Source organism: Streptomyces sp. NPDC057002 (genome assembly GCF_042673825.1).
Lineage (GTDB): Bacteria > Actinomycetota > Actinomycetes > Streptomycetales > Streptomycetaceae > Streptomyces.
In genome coordinates this window covers 43,856-69,516 of sequence record NZ_JBHURZ010000015.1, presented here as the reverse complement: position 1 = coordinate 69,516, position 25,661 = coordinate 43,856, and the positions used below count along the sequence as shown (strand labels likewise).

At 69.6% G+C, this 25,661-nt stretch carries 22 protein-coding genes, 1 rRNA gene, 1 pseudogene and 1 riboswitch; of the genes and pseudogenes, 17 read left to right on the top strand and 7 right to left on the bottom strand.

Annotated features, from left to right (window positions below; translation table 11 throughout):
• From rrf to ACFT32_RS43260, 11 genes are all read left to right on the top strand, one after another.
• Positions 1–95, top strand: a 5S ribosomal RNA gene (gene rrf / locus ACFT32_RS43310); the annotation flags it as partial.
• Positions 96–204: 109 nt separating this feature from the next.
• Positions 205–813 carry a CDP-alcohol phosphatidyltransferase family protein gene (locus ACFT32_RS43305; protein ID WP_382500215.1) on the top strand — a complete coding sequence of 203 codons (609 nt, stop codon included), beginning with the start codon at positions 205–207 and terminating at the stop codon, positions 811–813.
• 115 nt (positions 814–928) lie between these two features.
• Positions 929–3,424, top strand: coding sequence for a sugar phosphate nucleotidyltransferase (locus tag ACFT32_RS43300; RefSeq protein ID WP_382500213.1), 2,496 nt, complete (start codon positions 929–931; stop codon positions 3,422–3,424).
• Between the two features lie 98 nt (positions 3,425–3,522).
• Positions 3,523–4,434, top strand: coding sequence for a DUF881 domain-containing protein (locus tag ACFT32_RS43295; RefSeq protein ID WP_382500211.1), 912 nt, complete (start codon positions 3,523–3,525; stop codon positions 4,432–4,434).
• On the top strand, positions 4,431–4,763 hold the full coding sequence (locus ACFT32_RS43290) for a small basic family protein (RefSeq protein ID WP_003988855.1): 333 nt from the start codon (positions 4,431–4,433) through the stop codon (positions 4,761–4,763). The genes ACFT32_RS43295 and ACFT32_RS43290 overlap by 4 nt, the downstream gene beginning before the upstream one ends.
• A gap of 5 nt (positions 4,764–4,768) precedes the next feature.
• Positions 4,769–5,713, top strand: a complete 945-nt coding sequence (locus tag ACFT32_RS43285; RefSeq protein ID WP_382500209.1) for a DUF881 domain-containing protein — start codon at positions 4,769–4,771, stop codon at positions 5,711–5,713.
• A gap of 61 nt (positions 5,714–5,774) precedes the next feature.
• Positions 5,775–6,722 carry an FHA domain-containing protein gene (locus tag ACFT32_RS43280; protein WP_382500207.1) on the top strand — a complete coding sequence of 316 codons (948 nt, stop codon included), beginning with the start codon at positions 5,775–5,777 and terminating at the stop codon, positions 6,720–6,722.
• A 53-nt stretch (positions 6,723–6,775) separates the two neighbouring features.
• Positions 6,776–7,516 (top strand): MerR family transcriptional regulator, encoded by a 741-nt coding sequence (locus tag ACFT32_RS43275; RefSeq protein ID WP_382500205.1) that lies wholly within the window; start codon positions 6,776–6,778, stop codon positions 7,514–7,516.
• An 85-nt stretch (positions 7,517–7,601) separates the two neighbouring features.
• Entirely contained in the window at positions 7,602–8,075 is a 474-nt protein-coding gene (locus ACFT32_RS43270) for a bifunctional nuclease family protein (RefSeq protein ID WP_003988851.1), read from the top strand.
• 314 nt (positions 8,076–8,389) lie between these two features.
• A complete protein-coding gene (locus ACFT32_RS43265) occupies positions 8,390–9,073 on the top strand; it encodes a MerR family transcriptional regulator (protein WP_382500203.1) in 684 nt (227 codons plus the stop codon).
• Positions 9,074–9,217: 144 nt separating this feature from the next.
• On the top strand, positions 9,218–10,621 hold the full coding sequence (locus ACFT32_RS43260; protein WP_382500201.1) for a DNA polymerase IV: 1,404 nt from the start codon (positions 9,218–9,220) through the stop codon (positions 10,619–10,621).
• 17 nt (positions 10,622–10,638) lie between these two features.
• Here ACFT32_RS43260 and ACFT32_RS43255 read toward each other — a convergent pair whose 3' ends face one another.
• Positions 10,639–11,013: a PRC-barrel domain-containing protein gene (locus ACFT32_RS43255; RefSeq protein WP_382500199.1), complete on the bottom strand. Its 375-nt coding sequence runs from the start codon at positions 11,011–11,013 to the stop codon at positions 10,639–10,641.
• 113 nt (positions 11,014–11,126) lie between these two features.
• Positions 11,127–11,222: riboswitch (glycine riboswitch) on the top strand.
• Between the two features lie 176 nt (positions 11,223–11,398).
• Between ACFT32_RS43255 and gcvP the strand changes: the two genes are divergently transcribed.
• The gene (gcvP, locus tag ACFT32_RS43250) at positions 11,399–14,284 is read left to right on the top strand and encodes an aminomethyl-transferring glycine dehydrogenase (protein WP_382500197.1); all 2,886 of its coding nucleotides are present in this window, start codon (positions 11,399–11,401) and stop codon (positions 14,282–14,284) included.
• Between the two features lie 67 nt (positions 14,285–14,351).
• Here the strand turns inward: gcvP and ACFT32_RS43245 are convergent, their stop codons facing one another.
• From ACFT32_RS43245 to ACFT32_RS43225, 5 genes are all read right to left on the bottom strand, one after another.
• Positions 14,352–14,771: a molybdopterin-binding protein gene (locus tag ACFT32_RS43245; RefSeq protein ID WP_382500196.1), complete on the bottom strand. Its 420-nt coding sequence runs from the start codon at positions 14,769–14,771 to the stop codon at positions 14,352–14,354.
• Positions 14,772–14,797: 26 nt separating this feature from the next.
• Complete coding sequence (locus ACFT32_RS43240) at positions 14,798–15,901, bottom strand: ABC transporter ATP-binding protein (protein ID WP_382500194.1); 1,104 nt, start codon at positions 15,899–15,901, stop codon at positions 14,798–14,800.
• A gap of 19 nt (positions 15,902–15,920) precedes the next feature.
• Positions 15,921–16,757: a molybdate ABC transporter permease subunit gene (gene modB / locus ACFT32_RS43235; protein ID WP_382500192.1), complete on the bottom strand. Its 837-nt coding sequence runs from the start codon at positions 16,755–16,757 to the stop codon at positions 15,921–15,923.
• The gene (gene modA / locus ACFT32_RS43230; protein ID WP_382500189.1) at positions 16,754–17,569 is read right to left on the bottom strand and encodes a molybdate ABC transporter substrate-binding protein; all 816 of its coding nucleotides are present in this window, start codon (positions 17,567–17,569) and stop codon (positions 16,754–16,756) included. The genes modB and modA overlap by 4 nt, the downstream gene beginning before the upstream one ends.
• Before the next feature lie 160 nt (positions 17,570–17,729).
• Positions 17,730–18,125, bottom strand: coding sequence for a molybdopterin-binding protein (locus tag ACFT32_RS43225; RefSeq protein WP_382500187.1), 396 nt, complete (start codon positions 18,123–18,125; stop codon positions 17,730–17,732).
• 82 nt (positions 18,126–18,207) lie between these two features.
• Between ACFT32_RS43225 and ACFT32_RS43220 the strand changes: the two are divergent.
• A pseudogene (locus ACFT32_RS43220) lies at positions 18,208–18,381 on the top strand (DUF1707 domain-containing protein); the annotation flags it as partial.
• A 473-nt stretch (positions 18,382–18,854) separates the two neighbouring features.
• Here ACFT32_RS43220 and ACFT32_RS43215 read toward each other — a convergent pair.
• Positions 18,855–20,834 (bottom strand): amino acid transporter, encoded by a 1,980-nt coding sequence (locus tag ACFT32_RS43215; RefSeq protein ID WP_382500186.1) that lies wholly within the window; start codon positions 20,832–20,834, stop codon positions 18,855–18,857.
• A 446-nt stretch (positions 20,835–21,280) separates the two neighbouring features.
• Here ACFT32_RS43215 and ACFT32_RS43210 point away from each other — a divergent pair, with 446 nt between their 5' ends.
• The 4 genes from ACFT32_RS43210 (at position 21,281) to ACFT32_RS43195 (ending at position 25,513) form a co-directional block, all read left to right on the top strand.
• The gene (locus tag ACFT32_RS43210; RefSeq protein WP_382500184.1) at positions 21,281–22,573 is read left to right on the top strand and encodes an extracellular solute-binding protein; all 1,293 of its coding nucleotides are present in this window, start codon (positions 21,281–21,283) and stop codon (positions 22,571–22,573) included.
• 6 nt (positions 22,574–22,579) lie between these two features.
• Positions 22,580–23,581 carry a carbohydrate ABC transporter permease gene (locus ACFT32_RS43205; protein ID WP_382500182.1) on the top strand — a complete coding sequence of 334 codons (1,002 nt, stop codon included), beginning with the start codon at positions 22,580–22,582 and terminating at the stop codon, positions 23,579–23,581.
• A gap of 71 nt (positions 23,582–23,652) precedes the next feature.
• On the top strand, positions 23,653–24,417 hold the full coding sequence (locus ACFT32_RS43200) for a carbohydrate ABC transporter permease (RefSeq protein ID WP_382500217.1): 765 nt from the start codon (positions 23,653–23,655) through the stop codon (positions 24,415–24,417).
• Between the two features lie 55 nt (positions 24,418–24,472).
• Complete coding sequence (locus tag ACFT32_RS43195) at positions 24,473–25,513, top strand: endo-1,4-beta-xylanase (protein WP_382500180.1); 1,041 nt, start codon at positions 24,473–24,475, stop codon at positions 25,511–25,513.
• The last annotated feature ends 148 nt before the right edge of the window (positions 25,514–25,661 follow it).

The window sequence follows — 25,661 nt, the reverse complement described above, 5'->3', positions numbered from 1 at the left end:
AAACGCCCGGTTACATTCCGAACCCGGAAGCTAAGCCTTTCAGCGCCGATGGTACTGCAGGGGGGACCCTGTGGGAGAGTAGGACGCCGCCGAACTCCTTTTAGAGCTCTGGCTCTTGGGCACACAGCCCGAGAGCCAGAGCTTTTTTGCGTTGAGGTAAGGTCAGTGAGCATCGTTGGCACGTTTCCCACAGGAGGCCCCCGGGTGGAGGTTCAGGAGACTCGCGTCCAGACGGACCGTGTGCTCACCATCCCGAACATCCTCAGCATGGCTCGGCTCGTCGGCGTGCCCCTCTTCCTGTGGCTGATTCTGAGGCCTGAGTTCGGTGGGCCCAAGAGTGACGGATGGGCCCTTCTGGTACTGGCCCTGAGCGGCATCAGCGACTACCTGGACGGCAAGCTCGCACGGCGCTGGAACCAGATCAGCAGCCTCGGCCGGCTTCTCGACCCCGCGGCCGACCGGCTCTACATTCTCTCGACTTTGGTCGGCCTCACCTGGCGTGAGATTCTGCCCCTTTGGTTGACAGCTGCACTTCTGCTGCGAGAGCTGGTTCTGCTGGTGATGGTGGGTATCCTCCGCCGTCACGGCTATCCGCCGCCCCAGGTGAACTTCCTGGGCAAGGCCGCCACCTTCAACCTGATGTATGCCTTCCCGCTGCTCCTGCTCAGTGACGGAAGCGGTTGGATCTCGTCACTCGCTGCTATTTTCGGATGGGCGTTCGCCGGATGGGGTACAACGCTGTACTGGTGGGCAGGAGTCCTCTACGTGGTACAAGTCCGCCGCCTGGTCCGTGCGGACGCCATGGCCGATTGAACTTGCGGATTGGTCCCACCGTGGCTGTCCGATGGCCCGTGGTCGCAAAGTGGGGGACAATCCTGGCGGGGGAAGTCGGCTAGACCGTCGTCTCTTAGAGGAGGACGCTTCCGACATGAAGGCCGTCGTGATGGCCGGAGGCGAAGGCACGCGTCTTCGCCCCATGACCTCAAGCATGCCCAAGCCGCTCCTGCCCGTGGCCAACCGCCCGATCATGGAGCACGTTCTGCGGCTGCTCAAAAGGCATGGGCTCAACGAAACCGTTGTTACTGTCCAGTTCCTGGCCTCGCTCGTCAAGAACTACTTCGGTGACGGCGAAGAGCTCGGTATGGAGCTGACCTATGCCAATGAGGAGAAGCCACTCGGTACCGCCGGAAGCGTCAAGAACGCCGAAGAGGCATTGAAGGACGATGCCTTCCTCGTCATCTCCGGTGATGCTCTGACGGATTTCGACCTCACCGAGCTCATCAATTTCCACAAGGAAAAGGGTGCGCTGGTCACGGTTTGCCTGACGCGTGTTCCCAATCCGCTGGAATTCGGCATCACCATTGTCGACGAGGAAGGCAAGGTGGAGCGCTTCCTCGAGAAGCCCACCTGGGGCCAGGTCTTCTCCGACACGGTCAACACCGGCATCTACGTGATGGAGCCTGAGGTCTTCGACTATGTCGAGCCCGATGTGCCCGTCGACTGGTCCGGCGATGTCTTCCCGCAGTTGATGAAGGAAGGCAAGCCCGTCTACGGCTATATCGCCGAGGGGTACTGGGAGGACGTCGGCACGCACGAGAGCTATGTGAAGGCGCAGGCCGACGTCCTGGAGGGCAAGGTCGACGTCGACATCGACGGGTTCGAGATCTCGGCAGGCGTCTGGGTCGCCGAGGGCGCGGAGGTGCACCCCGACGCCGTGCTCCGCGGTCCTCTTTACATCGGGGACTACGCCAAGGTCGAGGCCGGCGCGGAGCTTCGTGAGCACTCCGTCGTGGGTTCCAACGTGGTGGTCAAGAGCGGCGCCTTTCTGCACAAGTCCGTTGTTCACGACAACGTCTACGTGGGGCCGCACAGCAATCTGCGCGGGTGCGTGGTCGGGAAGAACACCGACATCATGCGCGCCGCGCGGATCGAGGACGGCGCGGTCATCGGTGATGAGTGTCTGATCGGTGAAGAATCGATCGTCCAGGGCAATGTGCGGGTCTATCCGTTCAAGACCATCGAGGCCGGTGCATTCGTCAACACGTCGGTCATCTGGGAGTCCAGGGGGCAGGCGCACCTCTTCGGCGCCCGCGGGGTGTCCGGAATCCTGAACGTCGAGATCACGCCGGAGCTGGCCGTGCGGCTCGCCGGTGCGTATGCGACCACGCTGAAGAAGGGCTCGACCGTCACCACGGCCCGGGACCATTCGCGTGGCGCCCGGGCGCTGAAGCGTGCGGTGATCTCCGCGTTGCAGGCCAGCGCCATCGACGTACGGGATCTGGAGAATGTTCCGCTGCCCGTGGCCCGGCAGCAGACCGCGCGGGGCAGTGCCGGCGGGATCATGATCCGTACCACGCCCGGGGTGCCGGACTCCGTGGACATCATGTTCTTCGACGGGAACGGTGCCGACCTGTCGCAGGGCAGTCAGCGGAAGCTGGACCGGGTGTTCGCGCGGCAGGAGTACCGTCGGGCCTTCCCCGGTGAGATCGGGGATCTGCACTTCCCGGCCAGCGTCTTCGACTCGTACACCGGGTCGTTGCTGCGGAACGTCGACACGACGGGCATCTCCGAGTCCGAGCTGAAGGTGGTCGTGGACGCGTCCAACGGCAGTGCGGGACTCGTGCTGCCGTCTCTGCTCGGGAAGCTCGGCGTCGACTCGCTGACGATCAATCCGGGTCTGGACGAGTCCAGGCCGACGGAGACGGCCGATATGCGGCGGTCGGGGATGGTGCGTCTCGGGGAGATCGTGGCGTCCTCGGGTGCCGCCTTCGGGGTGCGGTTCGACCCGGTCGGTGAGCGGCTGTCCCTCGTCGACGAGAAGGGGCGCATCATCGAGGACGACCGGGCGCTCCTCGTGATGCTGGACCTCGTGGCCGCCGAGCGGCGTAGTGGCAGGGTCGCGCTCCCGGTGACCACGACCCGGATCGCCGAGCAGGTGGCGGCGTACCACGGGACCCAGGTCGAGTGGACGACGACCTCTCCCGACGATCTCACTCGCGTCGGTGGCGAGGAAGGGACGATCTTCGGGGGTGACGGCAAGGGCGGGTTCATCGTCCCCGAGTTCAGTAGCGTGTACGACGCCACCGCGGCCTTCGTACGGCTCATCGGGCTCGTGGCGCGGACGCAGCTCACGCTCAGCCAGATCGACGCCCGGATCCCGCGGGCGCACGTCCTGAAGCGGGACCTGGCGACCCCGTGGGCTGTCAAGGGTCTCGTGATGCGGCGGGTCGTCGAAGAGGCCGGAGATCGCTTCGTGGACACCACGGACGGCGTGCGTGTGGTGGAGACCGACGGGCGCTGGGTGATGGTGCTGCCCGACCCGGCGGAGGCCGTCACGCACCTGTGGGCCGAGGGGCCGGACGACGCCTCCGCGCAGGCCCTGCTGGACGAGTGGTCGGCGGTCGTGGACAGCGCCGGCCGGTAGAACGAGCTGCACGCGTGCGTGCCGGACAAGTGTCCCCAACGGGGCCTGTCCGGCACGCCGGTGGGGCCGTTCGGAGGTAGTGGCCGCGACGTGCGACGATGTGCGGCATGCCGCAGCAACCCCCCATTCGGAGCACACCGACGCGGCCCCGGCGCCCGGATGCGTCCATGTCGTTGCTCACCAACGTCATGGACCACAGCCTCGACGACGGATATGCCCAGGCCGCCGAGCGTAAGAAGGCCGCGGGCGACGCCGGCCTGCCGAAGACCCTCAGGGCGAAGCTGGGGCTCGCGGCGGGCCTGGTGCTCGCGGCCCTGGTCGTGACCGTGGGAGCGGCACAGGCGCGGGTCGCCGCACCGGTCGTCGCCAAGGAGCGGGAAGAGCTGGTCGACCGGATCGACCGGGAGAGCGACGCGGCGGACAAGCTGGAGGACTCCGTCGACGAGCTGCGCGCGGACGTCAGCGCCCGGCAGCGCGAGGCGCTGAAGCACAGTGGCAGCGCCGGGTCCGATCTGGTGGGGATCATGTCCGGCGCCGCCGCGGTGCACGGTCCCGGTGTGAAGCTCGTGGTGAACGACGCCAAGGACACCGGTGCGGGGGGTGACGGTGACCCGCGTGAGGCCTCCGGGTTCTCGGACACCGGCCGGGTGCGTGACCGGGACATGCAGCGCGTGGTCAACGGGCTGTGGGAGTCGGGCGCCGAGGCCGTCTCCATCAACGGGCAGCGGCTGACGGCGCTGTCCGCGATCAGGGCCGCGGGGGACGCGATACTGGTCGACAACAAACCGCTGGTGCCGCCGTACACGGTGCTCGCGGTGGGGGACGGGCAGCGGCTGAGCACGAGGTTCCAGAACAGCGCGGACGGGTTGTATCTGAACGCGCTCCAGGAGAGCTACGGCGTCAGGACTGCCATCTCCGCGGAGGACGATCTCCGGCTGCCGGCCGCACCGAGTGTGATCGTACGTACAGCACAGCCGAGCACTGAGAAAAGCGAGAAGGGCACATCGTGATCGCCGTACTGGGCCTCGTCGTGGGAGTCGTGGCCGGCCTGTTGGTCCGGCCTGAGGTTCCGGCGGTGGTCGAGCCTTATCTGCCGATCGCTGTCGTGGCGGCGCTCGACGCCGTCTTCGGCGGTCTGCGCGCCATGCTCGACGGCATCTTCGACGACAAGGTCTTCGTGGTGTCGTTCCTGTCGAACGTGGTCGTGGCCGCGTTGATCGTGTTCCTGGGCGACAAGCTGGGCGTGGGTGCCCAGCTGTCCACCGGTGTGGTGGTCGTCCTCGGTATCCGCATCTTCTCCAACGCCGCGGCGATCCGCCGGCACGTGTTCCGGGCGTGAGGCCGATGAGCGAGAACGACGAGAAGCGCGCCGAGGAGAACGGCGACACGCACGTGGAGCGGCGCGGCGGGAGCGGCGAGGGCGGGAACCGGCTTCGCAAGGAGCTGCCCCAGGAGGTGGCCGCGGCGGAGCCCGCCACCCAGGACACCCCGGAGCCTGAGTCGAGGCCCGAGCCGGTGCCCACTCCGGAGCCGGACTCGGAGCCGGAGGTGGCGCCCGAGCCGCGGCTGACCGGTCGGCAGCGGCTGGTGCAGGGGTTGTGGCCACCTCGGGTCAGCCGGGCCCAACTCATCGTCGCGCTGCTGCTGTTCGGCCTCGGTTTCGGGCTGGCCGTGCAGGTGGCCTCGAACAGTGACAGTGACAGTGCCCTGCGCGGTGCGCGCCAGGAGGATCTTGTCCGCATCCTCGATGAACTGGATGACCGAACCCAGCGTCTTGAGGACGAGAAGCAGGGGCTCGAGAAGCAGCGGGACGAGCTCGAGAACAGCTCGGACCAGGCCGAGGAGGCCCGCAAGCAGACGATCGAGAAGGAGCGGCAACTCGGCATCCTGGCGGGCACGGTGGCCGCGCAGGGGCCCGGCATCACCATGACCATCGAGGACACGAAGGGGACGGTCGAGTCGGACATGCTGCTCGACGCGGTCCAGGAACTGCGTGCTGCGGGTGCCGAGGCGATCCAGGTGAACGGCGTTCGGGTCGTCGCCGGCACGTATCTCACGGACTCGGGCAAGGGTGTGAGCGTCGACGGGAACAAGATCAACGCGCCCTATCGTTTCAAGGTCATCGGCAAGTCGCAGGACCTCGAGCCGGCGCTCAACATCCCCGGAGGCGTGGTGCAGACTCTCGAGAAGGAACAGGCCATCGTCACCGTGGAGCGGTCGACCAAGATCGTCGTGGACGCCTTGCGAGCAGCGAAGCGGCCTGACTACGCTCGGTCGTCCTCCCAGTGAACCGGCGGTGCATGGGCGGCGTCCGGCGAGGGCATGAGGTTGCGGGGGGTCGGCGCACCGAATGGGTGGTGCGTGGTGGAAACTGTCTGGTGCAGACGGACGTTGTCAGGATGTCCGGGTCGGCCAGAGTGTTCAGTCAGGGTTCGTCCTGCCCCACGGGCGGGTCTGTTTCGGTCAAGGGGAATCGCCCGTGAAGTTGTTTGCGAAGTTGTTCGGCAAGAGCCCGCGAGAGGGCAGCGACAATGCGACCGCCCGTCATCGCGCACAGCCTGACGCGGAGGGCCAGCGGCCGCTGTTCCGGGACCAGGTCGGCGGTCCGGGCGGTGACGTTGCCGGAGGTCAGGGCGCGCCGTCGGTTGACCCTGCGCAGCCCGGCGGAATAGGTTTCGGGCAACCCTCAAGTGCGGGTGGAGGGTTTTCCGACCCGTATGCGTCCAATGCTCCGGGTGGGCAGCCGCGGCAGGAGGATCCCATGTCGGCCCTGGTGTGTACGAGGTGCGGCAACCGCAACGCGGAGAACAGCCGCTTCTGTTCCAACTGTGGCGCGCCGCTGCGGGCGGGTGCGACGCCGGAACGTCCGTCCGAGACGACCTCCACGATCTCCATCTCCGGACTCGAGGCCTACGACGCCGAGGCCACCGGCCAGACGCCCACGCCGACGCTGTCTCCCGAGGCGCAGGCGGCGGTGGACGCGCTGCCGCTGGGCTCCGCGCTCCTGGTGGTGCGCCGGGGGCCGAACTCGGGCAGCCGCTTCCTGCTGGACGGCGATCTGACCACGGCCGGCCGTCATCCGCAGAGCGACATCTTCCTGGACGACGTCACGGTCTCCCGGCGGCACGTGGAGTTCCGTCGCGGTCAGGACGGCTCGTTCACGGTGGCCGACGTGGGCAGCCTGAACGGCACGTACGTGAACCGGGAGCGGATCGACCAGGTCGCCGTGAGCAACGGTGACGAGGTGCAGATCGGTAAGTACCGGCTGGTCTTCTACGCCAGCCAGCGGGGCTACTGACCCGGACTGCCTCCGGGGAACCCCAGCGAAGGTCCGTCCGTCAGGGAAGGTCCATGCTTCATACACCGAGCGGCGGTGCCGGGCACGGCGCCGCCGCCACGGACAGTGGGCTGATGAGCATCGGCACGGTGCTGAACGCGCTGCGCGACGAGTTCCCCGAAGTCACCATCTCCAAGATCCGTTTCCTGGAGTCTGAGGGGCTCATCGAGCCACAGCGGACCCCTTCGGGGTATCGCAAGTTCAGCGCCCGTGACGTCGAGCGCCTGGGGCACGTCCTGAGGATGCAGCGGGACCACTATCTGCCCCTGAAGGTGATTCGCGAGCACCTGGAGGCCATGGAGCGCGGTGAGGCCGTCCCGCTGCCGGCCGTGGGCCGTCAGCGGGAGGGCGACTCCGTGCCCGAGCCCCCCGAGGGGCCGCCCACGGCTGCCAGGGTCGGGCGTGCGGAGCTGCTCGCCGCCGCCGGGGTGGACGAGGGCGAGCTCAGGGAGTGGGAGTCGTACGGGCTGGTCACTCCACTGGAGGACGGGGCGTACGAGGCGGAGGCGGTCACGGTGGCGGCGCTCGTCGCCGAGCTGGGGCGGTTCGGGATCGAGCCGCGGCACCTGCGGGTGATGAAGGCGGCCGCCGACCGCGAGGCCGGGCTCGTGGACCAGGTGGTGGCCCCGCTGAAGCGGCACCGGAACCCGCAGACCAGGGCTCATGCGGAGGCCCGGACCAAGGAGCTGGCGGGGCTCACGGTGAGGCTGCACGCCGCGCTGGTGCAGACGGCGCTCGGGGTGCGGCTGCCATGAGGCGTCCGGACACGTGGGGGCCGGATCAGGCGCCCGATCCCTGCCCGACTACCCAAACGTCCCGAGCACGGCCTAGGGTTGCTGTGTGAACGAGCTCGATGTCGTAGGTGTCCGGGTCGAGATGCCCTCCAACCAACCGATCGTGCTGCTGCGTGAAGTGGGAGGCGACCGCTACCTCCCCATCTGGATCGGGCCGGGCGAGGCGACGGCGATCGCCTTCGCCCAGCAGGGCATGGCTCCGGCGCGGCCGCTGACCCACGACCTGTTCAAGGACGTGCTGGAAGCCGTCGGTCAGGAGCTCACGGAAGTGCGTATCACGGACCTGCGTGAAGGCGTCTTCTACGCGGAGCTGGTCTTCGCCAGCGGCGTCGAGGTGAGCGCCCGCCCGTCCGACGCCATAGCGCTGGCTTTGCGCACCGGGACGCCGATCTACGGGAGTGACACGGTGCTCGACGACGCCGGTATCGCGATCCCGGACGAGCAGGAGGACGAGGTGGAGAAGTTCCGCGAGTTCCTCGACCAGATCTCTCCGGAGGACTTCGGCAGCAGCAGTCAGTGAGCTCCGGAGGCCGGTGAGTGCCGGCCGGGCAGGGAGCGGCAGCGGTCGTGAGACGCGTGGGCGGCCCGGCGGACGAGGAGTCCGCGGCAGGGCCGCCGCCGTATGTGTGACGGGTGAATTGCCCGCATGTGCCGGTGGCGAGTGAGAGCGTCACACGGCCCGTGCCGAAGGCATTCGGCTAGCCTTTCCCCGCGGTGGGGCACGGGAAACCACTCTTAGGGTGATTATCACTCGGCGTGGCGAGTGTGGCGATCGTTGACGCACCCCGGGTGACTGCCTACCGTCGAGAAGGCAGGTCAAGGACGGAGGTCGGCGTGAGAAGCAGCGGCGACGGTACGGCTGGGGGCGGCCCCGAGCGCAGTCTCAGGGCGAGTGGTCCGTACGCTCCCCCCGGCTCTCGGCTCCTTTCGGGTGGGGGGTATCCCCAGCCCGACGGTACGGCCGAGCATGCTCCGCAGCGACCGTCGGCGGTGCCGAGCAGCGGAGGGACGACGTCCATGGCGTCCGAGCAGATCGGCTATCGCGGCCCCACGGCCTGCGCGGCCGCCGGTATCACCTACCGGCAGCTGGACTACTGGGCGCGCACCGGTCTCGTCGAGCCGAGTGTGCGCCCCGCCTACGGGTCCGGGACACAGCGGTTGTACAGCTTCCGGGACGTCGTCGTCCTGAAGATCGTCAAGCGGTTCCTCGACACCGGGGTGTCGCTGCAGAACATCCGCACAGCCGTCCAGCACCTCAGGGAACGCGGTTTCCGCGACCTGGAGCGGATGACGCTGATGAGCGATGGCGCGACGGTCTACGAGTGCACTTCGCCGGACGAGGTCCACGCCCTGCTCCAAGGGGGCCAGGGCGTCTTCGGGATCGCGGTGGGTGTGGTGTGGCGGGACGTCGAGAGCGCGCTGTCCCAGCTGCACGGGGAGCGGATCGACACCGGCGAGACCCTGGTCGGGCCCAATCCGGCGGACGAGCTGGCGCGGCGGCGGAACCGGGCCGTCTGACCCGCTGGACGGTGCGGTGTGGTGCGGCCGCGGTAGGCGGGACGTTTCCGCGCTGGGCCGCAAGCGGTATCTGCCGGGGTGGTCGGGGCGGTTCGGCACGGCGTCGCAGGTGCGTTGTCAGTGGCGTAGGGCAGCATCGGAGTTGTGAGAACCGCGCCCACGATCCTGCATCTCGACATGGATGCCTTCTTCGCCTCGGTGGAGCAGGCGTCCAAGCCGAGCCTGCGCGGGAAGGCCGTGGTCGTGGGCGGACTCGGGCCGCGGGGTGTGGTCGCGACCGCGTCGTACGAGGCCCGGGTCTTCGGGGTGCACTCGGCGCTGCCCATGGCGCAGGCCCGGCGGCTCGCGCCCAACGCCGCGTATCTCGTGCCGCGCTTCGGGTTCTACCGGGCGATCAGCGAGCGGGTGATGGAGCTGCTGCGGGCGCTGTCGCCGCTGGTGGAGCCGTTGAGCCTGGACGAGGCGTTCGTGGACCTGGAAGCCGGTGGGACGGCCTGGGACGAGCGGTCGGCGCGGCTGGCCGGGGTGAAACTGCGTGCGGACATCAGGGCCGTCACCGGACTCACGGGGTCGGTGGGGCTGGCCGCGTGCAAGATGCTCGCGAAGATCGCCTCGGAGCAGGCCAAGCCCGACGGGCTGGTGATGATCGAGCCGGGGACGGAGCGGGCCATGCTGGGGCCGATGTCGGTGCGGACCCTGCCGGGAGTCGGGCCGGCCACGGGCGACCATCTTCGGCGGGCCGGGATCACCACGGTCGAGGAGATCGCCGAGGCCGGTGAGGACGAACTGGTGCGGCTGCTGGGGAAGGCGCACGGGCACGGGCTCTACGCCATGGCCCTGGCGCGGGACGACCGGCCCGTGGTGGCGGAGCGGGAAGCGAAGTCGGTGTCGGTCGAGGACACCTACGACGTGGACATCCACGACCGGCTGCGGGTCGGGCTGGAGGTGCAGCGGCTCGCCGACCGCTGTGTACGGCGGCTGCGCGAGGCCGGGCTGTCCGGGCGGACCATCGTGCTGAAGGTGCGGCGGTACGACTTCTCGACGCGCACCCGTTCCGAGACGCTGCGGGGGCCGACGGACGATCCCGGGGTGATCCGTGAGGCGGCGGCCAGACTGCTGGACTCGGTCGACACGACGGGCGGCGTGCGGCTGCTCGGGGTGGGCGTCAGCGGGCTCGCCGACTACACGCAGGAGGACCTGTTCGCGCAGGCGGCCGGTCAGCGGGCGGTCGCGGAGGACCCGGTCGAGGAGCACTCCGCGGCGCCGGTCGAGGAGCGGCCCGCGCCGGCCGAGCGGCGTTGGCCGGCCGGGCACGATGTGCGGCATGCCGGGTTCGGGCACGGGTGGGTGCAGGGCAGCGGCCTGGGACGGGTCACCGTACGGTTCGAGACGCCCGACTCGGAGCCCGGGCGTGTGCGCACCTTCCGGGTCGACGATCCGGAGCTGGAGCCGGCGGATCCGTTGCCGCTGGTGTTACGAGAGCCGCAGGGGGGCGATGAGCCGGATGGTGACTCCGGGGGTGTGGGGCTGCGCTCCGCCGCCCCTTAGGCGGCCCGTCGGGGGCTTCAGGCCGTCTCGTCGGTGCCGGCCAGTTTGCCGAAGTCGTGGTCCTGAAGCGGGGGAGGGGCGGCGACGTCGAGGCCGTAGTGGTGGTAGAGCTGGAGTTCTTGCTCCGGGGAGAGGTGGCGGCCCACGCCGAAGTCGGGGGCGTCCTTGATGAGGGCGCGGTCGAAGGGCACGTGGAGGGCGCCGTCGATCAGTTCGCTGGGCTCCAGGGGGACGAAGGCGTCCCGGCTGAACAGGCCGGTCCGTATGGCCGCCCACTCCGGCACGCCGGTGGCGTCGTCGAGGTACACCTCGTCGATCGTGCCGATCCTGGTTCCATTGCGGTCGAACGCCTTGCGGCCGATCAGGTTGCGCGGATCGATATCGGTTCGCACGGGCCCTCCACATGGTCGCAACTCATCCGTAACCACTACAAAACGGCACATTCGAGGAGGTGGCCACTCGAAGGTTCGTGCGTTGGCCGCGCTGGTAGGCTGACAACGGCTGCTGACCCCGTGCGGGAGAGTCCTCCAGACATCATCGGAGGCGCCGAAGGAGCAAATCCTCCCCGGAATCTCTCAGGCTCACGTACCGCACGGACGAGGTCACTCTGGAAAGCAGGGCGGATGTCACGGCTTCCGCTCTCACCGACGGTGAAAGCCGGAGGCCTTCGGGCGATCCGGTGAAGCTCTCAGGTTGACATGACAGAGGGGGAGGCCGTCCGGGTACCCGTGCCGTGGTGCCCCTCGAAGGTCGTGTCAGACCAGGAGGCCTCCGCATATGACCGCCCATCGCATTCCGCTCTCCGAGCTCGAAGAGGCAGTTCCCTTCGAGCAGCGCCACATCGGCCCCGACCACGAGGCGTGCGCCAAGATGCTCGCGCACGTCGGCTACGGCTCGCTGGATGAGCTGACGGCCGCCGCCGTTCCGGCCGTGATCAAGAGCGCCGAGGCACTGGACCTGCCGGGCGCCCGCAGCGAGGCCGAGGTGATCGCCGAGCTGCGCTCCCTCGCCGACCGCAACCAGGTCCTCGGCTCCATGATCGGGCTCGGCTACTACGGCACGTTCACGCCGCCGGTCATCATGCGCAACGTCATGGAGAACCCCTCCTGGTACACGGCCTACACGCCCTACCAGCCGGAGATCTCGCAGGGCCGGCTCGAGGCGCTGCTCAACTTCCAGACCATGGTCGCCGACCTGACCGGACTGCCGACCTCCGGCGCCTCCCTGCTCGACGAGGGCACCGCGGCGGCCGAGGCCATGGCGCTGTCGCGGCGGCTGGGCAAGAACAAGAAGGGTCTGTTCCTGGTCGACGCGGACGCGCTGCCGCAGACCATCGCCGTGATCGAGACCAGGGCCGAGCCGACCGGTGTCGAGGTCGTCGTCGCCGATCTCGGGGACGGCATCCCCGCCGAGATCGCCGAGCGCGAGATCAACGGCGTGCTGATCCAGTACCCGGGCGCCTCCGGAGCCGTACGGGACATCAAGCCGGTCATCGACCAGGCGCACGAGCTCGGGGCGCTCGTCACCGTCGCCGCCGATCTACTCGCGCTGGCCCTGCTGAAGTCGCCCGGTGAGCTCGGCGCGGACATCGCGGTCGGTACGACGCAGCGGTTCGGTGTGCCGATGGGCTTCGGCGGACCGCACGCCGGTTACATGGCCGTCGGGGAGAAGATGGCGCGCAGCCTGCCCGGGCGGCTCGTCGGTGTGTCCGTGGACGCCGACGGGAACAAGGCCTACCGGCTGGCGCTGCAGACGCGTGAGCAGCACATCCGTCGTGAGAAGGCCACCAGCAACATCTGCACCGCCCAGGTGCTGCTCGCCGTGATGGCCGGCATGTACGCCGTCTACCACGGGCCGGAGGGCCTGAGGAGCATCGCGCGGCGCACCCACCGGTACGCCACGGTCCTCGCCGCCGGGCTCGCGAACGGCGGTGTCGAGGTCGTGCACGGCGCCTACTTCGACACCCTGACCGCGCGCGTCGCGGGCCGGGCCGCCGAGGTCGTGGCCGCCGCGGCTCGGAACGGGGTCAACCTGCGTCTCGTCGACGCCGACCAGGTCTCGATCTCCTGCGACGAGACCACGACGCGGGCCCAGCTGCGTGCCGTATGGGCCGCGTTCGGGGTCGAGGGTGTCGTCGAGGCGCTGGACGCCGCCACGGAGGACGGGCTCCCCGGTGCCCTGCTGCGGTCCGACGAGTACATGACCCATCCGGTCTTCCACCAGTACCGCTCCGAGACCGCCATGCTGCGCTATCTGCGTCGGCTGGCCGACCGCGACTACGCGCTCGACCGCGGCATGATCCCGCTGGGCTCCTGCACCATGAAGCTCAACGCGACCACGGAGATGGAGCCGGTCACCTGGCCCGAGTTCGGGCAGCTGCACCCGTTCGCCCCCGCGGCGCAGGCCGAGGGCTACCTCACGCTCATCCACGAGCTGGAGGACCGTCTCGCCGAGGTCACCGGGTACGACAAGGTGTCCCTCCAGCCGAACGCCGGCTCGCAGGGCGAGCTGGCCGGTCTGCTCGCCGTACGCGGGTACCACAGGGCCAACGGGGACGCGCAGCGCACCGTTTGCCTGATCCCGTCGTCCGCGCACGGCACCAACGCCGCGAGCGCGGTGATGGCGGGCATGAAGGTCGTCGTCGTCAAGACCGCCGAGGACGGCGAGATCGACGTCGAGGACCTGCGGGCGAAGATCGAGCAGCACCGTGACGAGCTGGCCGTGCTGATGATCACCTACCCGTCCACGCACGGCGTGTTCGAGGAGCACGTCTCCGAGATCTGCGCCCAGGTGCACGAGGCGGGCGGGCAGGTCTACGTCGACGGGGCCAACCTCAACGCGCTCGTGGGACTCGCCAAGCCGGGGCACTTCGGCGGGGACGTCTCGCACCTGAACCTGCACAAGACCTTCTGTATCCCGCACGGCGGCGGCGGGCCCGGCGTCGGTCCGGTGGCGGTGCGTGAGCACCTCGCGCCGTATCTGCCGAACCATCCGCTGCAGCCCGAGGCGGGCCCGGAGACCGGGGTCGGCCCCATCTCCGCGGCGCCGTGGGGCTCGGCCGGCATCCTGCCGATCTCGTGGGCGTACGTCCGGCTGATGGGCGGCGAGGGGCTGAAGCGGGCCACGCAGGTGGCGGTGCTCAGCGCCAACTACATCGCCAAGCGGCTGGAGCCGCACTACCCGGTGCTCTACACCGGCCCCGGCGGGCTCGTCGCGCACGAGTGCATCATCGACCTGCGGCCGCTGACCAAGGCGACCGGCGTGAGTGTCGACGACGTCGCCAAGCGGCTGATCGACTACGGCTTCCACGCGCCGACGATGTCGTTCCCGGTGGCCGGGACGCTGATGATCGAGCCGACCGAGTCGGAGGACCTGGCCGAGCTTGACCGGTTCTGTGAGGCGATGATCGCCATCCGTGCGGAGATCGAGAAGGTCGGCTCCGGCGCGTGGCCCGCGGACGACAACCCGCTGCGGGGCGCCCCGCACACCGCCGGCGCGCTCGCCGGGGAGTGGGAGCACGCCTACAGCCGTGAGGACGCGGTCTTCCCGGCCGGAGTCGCGGCCTCCGACAAGTACTGGCCGCCGGTGCGCCGCATCGACCAGGCCTTCGGCGACCGGAACCTGGTGTGCTCCTGCCCGCCGCTTGACGCGTACGAGGACTGACCGACCGACCGGTCAGAGGAGGGGCTCCGCCGCTTGCGGGGCCCCTCCGTCATGCAGCGGTTCTCCGTCATACGACGGCGAGTGACACCTCGGTCGACTTGATCAGGGCGACGACGGGGGTTCCTGCGGACAGGCGGAGATCGTCCGCGGCGTCCTTGGTGATCGCCGCCGTCAGTTCGCCGCCTTCGACGGTGATCCGGACGGAGGCCATCGCGTCACCGGCCGCGATGCCCGTGACCGTACCGGGGAGCCGGTTGCGGATGGACAGTCCCTCGACGGGGGCGGTGGCCAGCGCTACCTCCGTCGACTTCACCAGGGCGCGCACGACGGCGCCCGGGGTGAGACCGAGGTCGTCGGCGGCCTCGCGGGTGATCGCGGCGGTGAGGTCCTGGCCGCCGGTGAGGCGAACCCTGACCGTCGCCATGGCCTCGCCCGGCGTGACGGCGGTGACGGTGCCGGGGAGCTGGTTGCGGATGCTCAGGCTCATGGGTGCACGGTAGCCCGGCGAGTCCCCTATGCCGGGTACGCGTGTGTCTGCGTCGCCTTGACCGTCGCCCAGACCGGTGCCCCGGGGCGCAGATCGAGTTCGGCCGCGGCGACCGTGGTGAGGTCGGCCGTCAGCGGGAGTTCGCCGGCGAGGTCCGCGCGGATCTGGTCGCCGTGCGTCTCCAGGCCGGCGACCTCGCAGCGCCACAGGTTGCGGGCGCTGGAGCCGCTGGGGCGTTCCCGGTACAGCGTCACCGCGCCGGGCGGGAAGGCCACGAAGGCCGGGCCGGAGAGTTCCTCCGTGGTCGTGATGGCCGGACCCGAGTCGAGCCGGACCGTGTGGCCGTCGGCCTGTCCCCGGTACAGATTGAGGCCGACGAGCCGGGCGATGTAGTCCGTGCGGGGGTGGCGGGCGATGTCGGAGGGCGTGCCCTCCTGGACGACCTGGCCGTGCTCGACGACGACCAGGCGGTCGGCCAGCACCATGGCGTCCAGCGGGTCGTGGGTGACGAGGACGGCGACGGCCTCGAACTCGGCGAGATGGCGCCGGAGCTGGGCACGCACCTCCAGGCGGGTGCGGGCGTCGAGGGCGGCGAGGGGTTCGTCCAGGAGCAGCAGCCGGGGCCCGGTGGCCAGGGCCCGGGCCAGGGCCACGCGCTGGGCCTGGCCGCCGGAGAGACGGCGGGGCTTGGCGCCCGCGTGGTCGGCCAGGCCCATCCGGTCCAGCCACTCGGCGGCCTGGGCGCGGGCCTCGGCCTTGCCGGCGCCTCGGCAGCGCGGCCCGAAGGCGACATTGTCCAGGGCGGTCAGATGCGGGAAGAGCAGATAGTCCTGGAAGACGACGCCGACCGGGCGGGACTCGGGCGGTGTACCGTCCAGCCGCCTGCCGTCCAGTGCCAGATGGCCCGACGTGAGCGGCGCGAGTCCCGCGAGCGCGCGCAGGGCGGTGGTCTTGCCCGCGCCGTTGGGGCCGAGCAGTGCGACGACGTCGCCGGGGGCGGCGGCGAGCGTGACATCGAGGCGGAAGGCGCCGCGGTCGACGACGAGACGGGCGTCGAGGCCTTCGGCCAAGAGGCCGGTTGGGCCGGCTGCGCCGGGTGCCGTGTCGTCGCGGTCGGTCGTCTCGGTCATCAGATGTACGTCCAGGGTGTCAGGAGGCCGTCATCCAGCGGTCGCGCAGGGCCGCCAGGACCGCGATGGACACGGCCAGCAGTACCAGGCTGAGGGCGATCGCGGCGGCCGGGTCGTTCTGGAGGGCGAGGTAGACCGCGAGCGGCATGGTCTGGGTACGGCCCGGGAAGTTGCCCGCGAAGGTGATCGTCGCGCCGAACTCGCCGAGTGCCCGGGCCCAGGCCAGCACGGCTCCGGCCGCGATGCCCGGCGCGATCAGCGGCAGGGTGACCCGGCGGAACGCGGTGAAGCGGGAGGCGCCCAGGGTGGCGGCGGCCTCCTCGTAGCGCGGGTCGGCGGCCCGCAGGGTGCCCTCCACGCTGATCACGAGGAACGGCATCGCCACGAAGGTCTCGGCGAGGACCACACCCGTCGTGGTGAAGGGCAGGGTGATCCCGAACCAGGAGTCGAGCCACTGCCCGATCACCCCGTTGCGCCCGAAGGCCAGCAGCAGGGCCACACCGCCCACGACCGGCGGCAGCACCAGCGGCAGCGTCACCAGGGCCCGGACGAAACCGCGGCCCGGGAACCGCGTGCGGGCCAGCAGCCAGGCCAGGGGTACCCCGACGACCAGGCTCAGCCCCGTCGCCGCCGTCGCGCAGATGAGGGAGAGCCGGAGCGCCTCCCACACCTCGGCGCTGGTCAGCTGCTCGGGCAGGCTGCGCCAGGGCGCCCGCACGAGCAGGGCGATCAGGGGCAGGAGCAGGAAGGCCAGGCCGGCCAGGGCGGGCACCAGCAGGGGCACCGGCACCGTGCGGCTCCGCCGGCCGGGGCGGTCGCGGCGGGGCCGGCTCTCCACGGTGTCGGTAGGCGTCACGGCTTGAGGAACCCGGCCCCGGACAGCACCTTCTGGCCCTCGGCGGACCTCACCAGTGCCATGAAGGCCTTCGCGGTGTCGGGGTTGGGGGCGTTCTTGAGCAGCGAGATCGGATAGTCGTTGACGGCCTTGGCCGACTCGGGGAACTCCACGCCCTCCACCTTGTCACCCGCCGCGCGCACATCGGTCTTGTAGACGACGGCGGCGTCGGCCTCCTTCAGCTCGACCTTGGTCAGGGCGCTCTTGACGTCCTGTTCGTACGAGACGGGGGTGAGCTTCAGGCTGCTCGCGTCGAGCGCCTTCTGGGCGGCGGCGCCGCACGGGACCGTCTTGTCGCACAGGACGACCTTCAGGCCGGACTTGGTGAGGTCCTTCAGGGAGGAGATCCGGTGGGGGTTGCCCGGCAGTGTGGCGATCTCCAGCTGGTTGCGGACGAAGGTGGCCGGCGTGCCCGCCGCGTCCTTCTGGTCCGTCACGATCGCCATGGTCTTGGTGCTGGCGGCGGCGAAGACATCGGCCGGGGCGCCGCTGGTGATGCTCGCCGCGAGGGTGTCGCTGCCGCCGAAGTTGAAGGTGACCTTGGTGCCCGGGTGGTCCTTCTCGAACTCCTTGCCCAGCGTCGTGAAGCTCTCCTTGAGGGAAGCGGCGGCGAAGACGGTGACCTCGCCGGAGAGCTTCGGCGACGAGCCCGCCGAAGAACCCTTGTCCGAACCCGAGTCGGAGGAGGAGCAGGCGCTCAGGGTCAGCAGCGCCGCGGCGGGCACACCGGCGACCTGGAGCATCCGGCGGGTCCGGTGCGCGGAACGGGTCATCTCGGGGCCACTCCCTCTGTGTGCGGGAGGAAGAGCCCGCCGGGCCCTTCCGATACGTCGATCATACTGACGCATCTGCGAGGCAGAAGTCTCCTGTCACTTCGCATGAGCGAGGGTGGATGGCCCCAAGGGTGCGTATGTGCGTTCGTACGTACGAAGCTCAGACGCGGTCGATGTGGACGTTCGTCGACTTCACGCGGGCCGTCGCCTCCATGCCCACCTCCAGGCCCAGTTCCTCCACGGCCTCGCGGGTGAGCAGGGAGACGAGCCGGTGGGGACCGGCCTGGATCTCCACCTGGGCGGCGACGTCGCCGAGTTTGATCGCGGTGACGATGCCGGGGAAGGCGTTGCGGGCCGAGGTGTACGGGGCGTCCTCCTCGGTGGTGCCGGACCTGGCGAGCTCGACCGAGAAGGCGGCCAGGTCCCGTCCGTCGACGAGCCGTCGTCCGGCCTCGTCGCGGTGGGTGGTGATGCGGCCCGCGTCCGCCCAGCGCCGGGCGGTGTCGGGGCTCACGCCGAGCAGTCGCGCTGCCTGGCCGATCGTGTAGGACTGCATGCCGGTCACGATAGGGGCGGGAGGGGCAACCGCGGATGTGGGGTTGGCCGTGGGGTATGACGCGATATAGCGTTAGTCGGGGATGGGGTGGGCCGTGCCCCGGAGATCGGGGGAAGTGATGGCGGGAGAGTTCTCGCGTGCCGGGGGAGCGCCCGAGGTGCGGGCCTCGCATGCGGACCGGGACCGGATCGTGGATGTGCTGCGTGTCGCCGCGGGCGACGGCCGGCTGACCATGGAGGAGCTCGACGAGCGGCTGGAGGCCGCGCTGTCCGCCCGTACGGTCGGTGAGCTGGCCGTGCTGACGGCGGATCTGCCCGAGGTGGTGGGGGAGACCCCTGTCGAGGCCGAGGATGTCGTCCGGATCGAGCAGCAGGGCGCCTCGACCCGGCGTGGCGACGCCTGGGTGGTGCCGCGGCGCCTGGAGATCCGTTCCTCGTTCGGCGAGGTGACGCTCGACTTCACCGACGCGCTGATCACCCAGGACACGCTGCACATCGACCTGGAGATGGGCGGCGGTGCCCTGAAGCTGGTGACCCGCCCGGGTGTCGTGGTGGACACCGGCTCGCTGGTGCTGAACTACTCCAAGATCAAGGCGCGCCGGGCCGGAGCGGGGCCGACGCGCCCGTCGTGCTGCGTGTGCGGATCACCGGCCGGATCAGCTTCGGGCAGGTCGTGGTGCGCGGGCCCCGGAGAGGCTTCGGCAGGAGAAAGTCCGGCGGCTGAGGCCCGTCAGCCGACATGCACCCTCGGGCGCCGCTTCCGGTCGCGTTCCGCCTCGCGCAGGACCTCGCGGGTCACCGGGGCGACCTCGCCCTGGCCGAACAGGAAGAAGCGCAGGAGGTTGGTGAAGGGTCCGCCCTCGGTCCACTCGAAGTAGATGTGCGGGGTGCAGCCGGTCAGGTCGCGGGCGTGCAGGAGCAGGGCGGCCAGCGCGTTGGGGACGGAGGATGACTCCAGGGTCAGGACGCGGTAGCGGCCGTGGAGCACCTCGCCGCGCACGGTCAGGCTCGCCTCGAACTCCGACGGGTCGGTGACCGTCACCTCGACGAAGACGAAGTCCTCCTGCCCGGGCACGTCGTTGTCCTGCCGGATCTGCTCGATCTTGTCCCGGTACTCCGCGATGTCGCGCCGGTCGGGCTCGTTGGCGATGAACCGCATCCTGCGGCTGGCCATGTCCCGGACGAAGCGCTCCGCCATGGCGTCCAGCGACACACTGGTCACACGCAGTTCGAACGCCCGGGCCAGTCGCGACAGCAGGGAGACCAGGATGATCCCGGCGATGAAGCAGGCACCGATCTTCACGCCGTCCGGGCGCTCGATGACGTTGAGCACGGTCGTGTAGAGGAACACCGCGGAGATGACCGCGAAGCCGATGGTCCAGTTGCGCTGCCGGGCCTTGCGGGCGGCGATGGTCACCGCGATCGCGGCGGAGCTGATGAGGACCAGCACACCGGTGGCGTAGGCGCCGCCCTGCGCGTTGACGTCGGCGTCGAAGATCCAGGTGACCAGGAAGGCGACCAGGGTGAAGACGATGACCATGGGGCGTACGGCGCGGGCCCAGTGCGGGGCCATGCCGTAGCGGGGGAGGTAGCGGGGCATCAGGTTGAGCAGGCCGGCCATCGCGGAGGCGCCGGCGAACCACAGGATGGCGATCGTCGAGACGTCGTAGACGGTGCCGAAGGCGTTGCCCAGGTAGTCGTGCGCCAGATAGGCGAGGGCGCGTCCGTTGGCCTGGCCGCCTGGCTCGAACTCCTTCTCCGGGATGAGGAGGGTCGTGATGAAGCTGGTGGTGATCAGGAAGACGCTCATGATGAGAGCGGCCGTGGTGAGCAGCTTCTTGGTGTCCCGGATGCGGCCCCTCGGGTTCTCCTCCGTGTCGCCGTCGTCGCCCTTGACGTGCGGCATCACGGCGACACCGGTCTCGAATCCGGACAGGCCGAGGGCCAGCTTCGGGAAGACCAGCAGGGCGACGCCGATCATGACGAATATGTTGCTGTGCTGAGTGGTGAGGGCGCTGGACCAGTCGGTGACCACATGACCGGCGGTGACCACGTGGTAGAGGCCGACGACCACCACGACCGCGTTCAGCGCGAGGTAGGCGCCCACCAGGGCGACCGCCACGCCGATGGCCTCCAGGAAGCCCTTGAGGAACACCGCCCCGAGCAGCGCGACCAGGATCAGGGTGATCAGCAACTGCTTGTCGTGCAGGGCGCTGTTCAGGTGCGGGTTCTCCACCAGGTGGGTGGAGGCGTCGGCGGCCGACAGGGTGATGGTGATCAGGAAGTCGGTGGCGGCGAAGCCCAGCAGGGTGAGCACGAACAGCTTGCCCTGCCAGAAGGAGAGCAGCCGCTCCAGCATCGCGATCGAGCCCTCGCCGTGGGGGCTCTCCTCGGCCACCCGGCGGTAGACCGGCAGGGCGCCCGCCAGCGTGACGATCACCAGCACGATCGTCGCGATCGGGGAGAGCAGTCCGGCGGCGAGGGCCGCGATGCCCGGCTGGTAGCCGAGCGTGGAGAAGTAGTCGACGCCGGTCAGGCACATCACCCGCCACCAGGGCTGGCCCTTGTGCGGGGGCTCCGGTTCGGCGTGGGGTCCGGTGTGGCCGCCGCCCTTGCCCATGTCGGACAGGCCCTCCAGCATCCAGGCCCGAAGGCGACCGGGTGGGGTGGGCTGCGTACGGCTCGGTGGCGGGTGCTCAGTGGTGGCCATCGAAGGTGCTCCCGAGAGGCGGCGCAGGGTAATTCCGGCCATCACTGGACGGCCCGATCAGCGTAAGCGGAGCGTGATGTCATGGCCCTCGGATGCAGGGGCTGAGCGCGTCAAGCTTCCGTTAAGACTCGGCGTCGGGCGCCGCCGGTCGGGGTGCCGGGGGTGTGAAACGCGAGCTGAGGACGGGTGGGACGGCTGCCGAGCCGCCTGTCCGTGAGCCGGAGCGGTGTCCATGGCCGGCCCGTGTCCGAACACCCTGTGTGATCGGGGGTCGAGTGGGTTCCGTAAGGTTCGTTGAACAGCTCGAATGTTTCGCCCTCATGTCCCGCCTTTGCTTCTAGGAGCGATTCACCGTGCACGAGGGGTTGTCACCCTTTGGCGGCTGTCTCTAGGGTGCGGCAACGACGAAGCTTTCTGGAGTTCAGCCGAAACTTTCGAGGAGCATGATGGGCGACCCGGCACTGTCCCGCCGCGGCTTCCTGGCGGCCTCCGCCGTGGCCGGTCTGGGGATGACGGCACTGACCGCATGCGGCGGGGACTCGGACGGAGGGTCGTCGGGGACGACCACGATCGAATGGTGGAACATCTCCACCACCGAGCCGGCGAAGGGGGTCTGGGCCGCCCTGGCCCGCAAGTTCGAAGCACAGAACCCCAAGGTCAAGATAAAGATCGTCCAGCTGGAGAACGACGCCTACAAGTCGAAGATGACGGCCCTGACCTCCTCGGGGAAGCTGCCCGACATCTTCCACACCTGGGGCGGCGGCGTACTGAAACAGCAGGTCGACGCCGGGCTCGTCGAGAACCTCACGGACAGCACCAAGCCGTGGGGCGACGCCCTGCTCCCGGTCGCCAGGGAGCCGTACCTGCTCGACGACCAGGTCTACGGCATCCCGTTCGACATCGGCATGATCGGCTTCTGGTACAACAAGGCGCTCTTCGAGAAGGCCGGCATCAGCGCGACCCCGACCACGTGGGCCGGCTTCCTCGACGCCGTACGGAAGCTGAAGTCCGCCGAGGTCACGCCTCTCGCCCTGGCAGGCAAGGAGAAGTGGCCCGGCATGTACTACTGGGCCTACCTCGCGATGCGTACCGCAGGCGCCGACGCGCTGCAGAAGGCCTACGAGGCCAAGGACTTCACCGGTGCTCCCTTCGTCGAGGCGGGAGAGCACCTCGACGAACTCGTCGGCCTCCAGCCGTTCCAGAAGGGCTACCTCGGCGCCGCCTACTCCACGCCCACCGGCCAGGCCGCGACCGTCGGCAACGGCAGGGCCGCCATGGAGCTCATGGGGCAGTGGGCGCCCGTGGTGCAGGCCGACGCGGGCAAGGGGCTCGGCAAGGACCTCGGCTTCTTCCCCTTCCCCGCGGTCGAGGGCGGCAAGGGCGCCCTCACCGAGGTGTTCGGGGGAGGCGGCGGGCACGCCCTGCGCCGGGGCGCCCCGCAGGCGGCCGTCGACTTCCTGAAGTTCTTCGCGTCCGAGGCCACCGACCTGGAGCTGGTCAAGAAGACCGGTGTCCTCCCCGTGGTCCCGGCGGCCGAGAGCGCCATCGCCGACCCCAACATCAAGGCCGTACAGGAGCAGTTGAAGAAGGCCACCGGCTTCCAGCTCTATCTCGACCAGGCGTACGCGCCCGCCGTCGGCCAGGAGGTCAACGACAGCGTCGCCGCGCTCATCGCCGGTTCCAAGTCCCCCGGGCAGGTAGCCGAGTCGATCACCAGGACCGCGAAGGAAGAGCAGTAGCCGGCGATGACCTCCACGTTCCTGCCGGACAAACGGACCGGCCCCGATGCCGGGCGGCTTCCGCCCCCGGCCGCGGACCGGGCCCGGACCCGGGCCCGCAGACGCGCGCTGAACTGGCTGACCGCGACCGGCTTCCAGCTGCCCGCCCTGGTGCTGTTCATGGGGCTCGTGCTGCTGCCGATGCTGTTCGCGCTGTACGCCGCGTTCTTCCGCTGGGGCGGCTTCGGCATGCCCTCCGACTACATCGGCGGCGAGAACTTCACCCGGCTCTTCCAGGACGAGGTCTTCCTGGGCGACCTGTGGCGCTGTCTGGTCCTCGTGGTGCTGTCGCTCGCCTTGCAACTGCCCTTCGCGCTCGCCATTGCCGTCCTGCTCAACCAGCGGATGCGCGGCCGGGCGGTCTACCGGATGCTGTTCTTCGCTCCCTACGTCCTGTCCGAGGCGATCACCGGGATCCTGTTCGGCATGATCTTCGCCCCGGACGACGGATTCGCCGACCAACTCCTCGGCAAGGTCGGGCTGGAGGGGCTGGGCGGGGAGTGGTTCGCCGACCCGTCCACGGTCATGGCGACCCTGTTCCTGGTCATGACCTGGAAGTACTTCGGCTTCCACATGATGCTGTACCTCGCCGGACTCCAGGCCGTTCCGAAGGAGCTCACCGAGGCGGCGCTCATCGACGGGGCCGGACCCTGGCAGCGATTCCGCAGCGTGACGCTGCCGCTGCTCGCGCCCACCCTGCGCATCAGCGTCTTCCTGTCGGTCATCGGGTCCATCCAGCTCTTCGACCTGGTGTGGGTGACCACCGCGGGCGGTCCCGACCACCACTCCGAGACCATGGCCGTGACCATGTTCCAGTACGGCTTCAAGCGCTACCAGGTCGGCTACGCCAGCGCGATCAGCGTGGTCATGTTCGGCATCAGCCTCGTCTTCGCCCTCGCCTACCAGCGGTTCGTGCTCCGGCGCGATCTGGAAGGGGCCACCACGACCATGCGGGGTGATGGAAAGTGACGATCAGCCGGAAGTCCCGCAGGGGCGGGAGCGTGTCTCTGCACCTCGTCCTGGTCGTCGTCGGCGCGGTCATGGCCGTCCCCCTGCTCTACGCCGCCCTCTCCGGCTTCAAGTCCACCGACGAGCTGTCCCGCAACCCGGTCGGTCTGCCCGAGTCGTGGGTGACCTCCAACTACACCCAGATCCTCGGCTCGGGTGACTTCTGGCGGCTGATCGGCAACAGCACGCTGATCGCGGTGGGCACGACCGTCCTGGTCGTCGCGGTCTCCGCGCTGTCGGCCTTCTCCTTCGCGCGCTTCGCCTTCCGCGGCCGGGAGGTGCTGTTCACGCTGTTCACGATGGGGCTGATGTTCCCCTTCGCGGTGGCGGCCCTGCCGCTGTTCCTGCTGCTGCGCTCCCTGGGCCTGCTGGACAACCCGCTCGGTGTGATCCTCCCGCAGGCGGCCTTCGGACTGCCGATGACCATCATCATCCTGCGGGGCTTCTTCCGGCAGATCCCCGGTGAGCTGGAGGAGGCGGCCACGCTCGACGGCTGCGGCTCGTTCGGCTTCTTCTGGCGGGTGCTGCTGCCCATGGCGCGGCCCGCGCTCGGCACGGTCTCGGTGCTGGCCGTCGTCACCAGCTGGAACAACTTCTTCCTGCCGCTGCTGGTGTTCACCGACGCGCAGTGGTGGACGCTGCCGATCGGCGTGCAGCAGTTCCAGGGACAGTACTCCGCGGAGTACGCCAAGGTCTTCGCCTACCTGGTGCTGGCCATGGTCCCCGCACTCGCCTTCTACTCGGTCGCCGAGCGCCAGCTCGTCGGCGGCCTCACCGCCGGCGCCACCAAGGGATGACGCGCGCGGGCGGACGTACGGCTACCCACATATCCGCAACGTGAGGAGTCGCACCATGCGCAAGAACCGTCTCAGACTCGTCGGCGCCATCGCCGCTGCCCTGGTCGCGGTCACCGTCCCGGCCGCCCAGGCTCAGGACGAGCAGCCCACCCTCGCCGATCTCGCCCAGCGGCACGGGCGCTACTTCGGCAGCGCGACCGACAACCCCGAGCTCGTCGACGCGCCGTACAAGGCCCTGCTCGGCAGCGAGTTCGACCAGATCACGCCCGGCAACGGCATGAAGTGGTACGCGACCGAGCCGCAGCAGGGCGTGTTCGACTTCTCCAAGGGTGACGAGATCGTGAATCTCGCCCGCGCCAACCGGCAGAAGGTGCGGGGCCACACCCTGGTCTGGCACAGCCAGCTGCCCGGGTGGCTCACGGGGCGGGAGTGGACGGCGCCGGAGCTCAGGGCCGTGCTGAAGAAGCACGTCCAGGCGGAGGTACGGCACTACCGGGGCAAGGTGTTCGCCTGGGACGTCGTCAACGAGGCGTTCAACGAGGACGGTACGTACCGGGAGTCGGTCTTCTACAAGACCCTCGGGCCCGGGTACATCGCCGACGCGCTGCGCTGGGCGCATCAGGCCGATCCGCGCGTGAAGCTGTATCTCAACGACTACAACATCGAGGGCATCGGCCCGAAGAGCGACGCGTACTACAAGCTGGCCAAGGAGCTGAAGGCCGAGGGCGTCCCGCTGCACGGCATCGGCCTCCAGGCCCACCTCGCCCTCCAGTACGGCTATCCCACCACCCTGGAGGACAACCTCCGCCGCTTCTCCCGGCTCGGCCTCGACACGGCGCTCACCGAGGTCGACGTACGGATGCTGCTGCCCGCGACCGAGGAGAAGCTGGCACAGCAGGCCGAGTGGTACCGGGACCTGACCGAGGCGTGCCTGGCGGTGCGACGGTGTGTCGGCATCACCCTCTGGGACTACACCGACAAGTACTCCTGGATCCCGCCGTTCTTCCCGGGCGAGGGCGCGGCCCTGCCGTGGGACGAGCAGCTCAGGCCGAAGCCGGCGTACTTCGCGCTGCGGGAGGCGCTTGGGGGGAGGTAGCAGGGGATCGTCGGCCCTGGCGGGGCCGGGGGCGCGGGCGTGCGGCTCAGGGCGCGGACGCGAAGCCGGTGTTCGTCCAGAGGGTCTCTCCTGCCGGAGGCGTTGAGGCCCGGTGGCCGGGGCCGGCCGGGCCGTGCGGTCGGCCCCG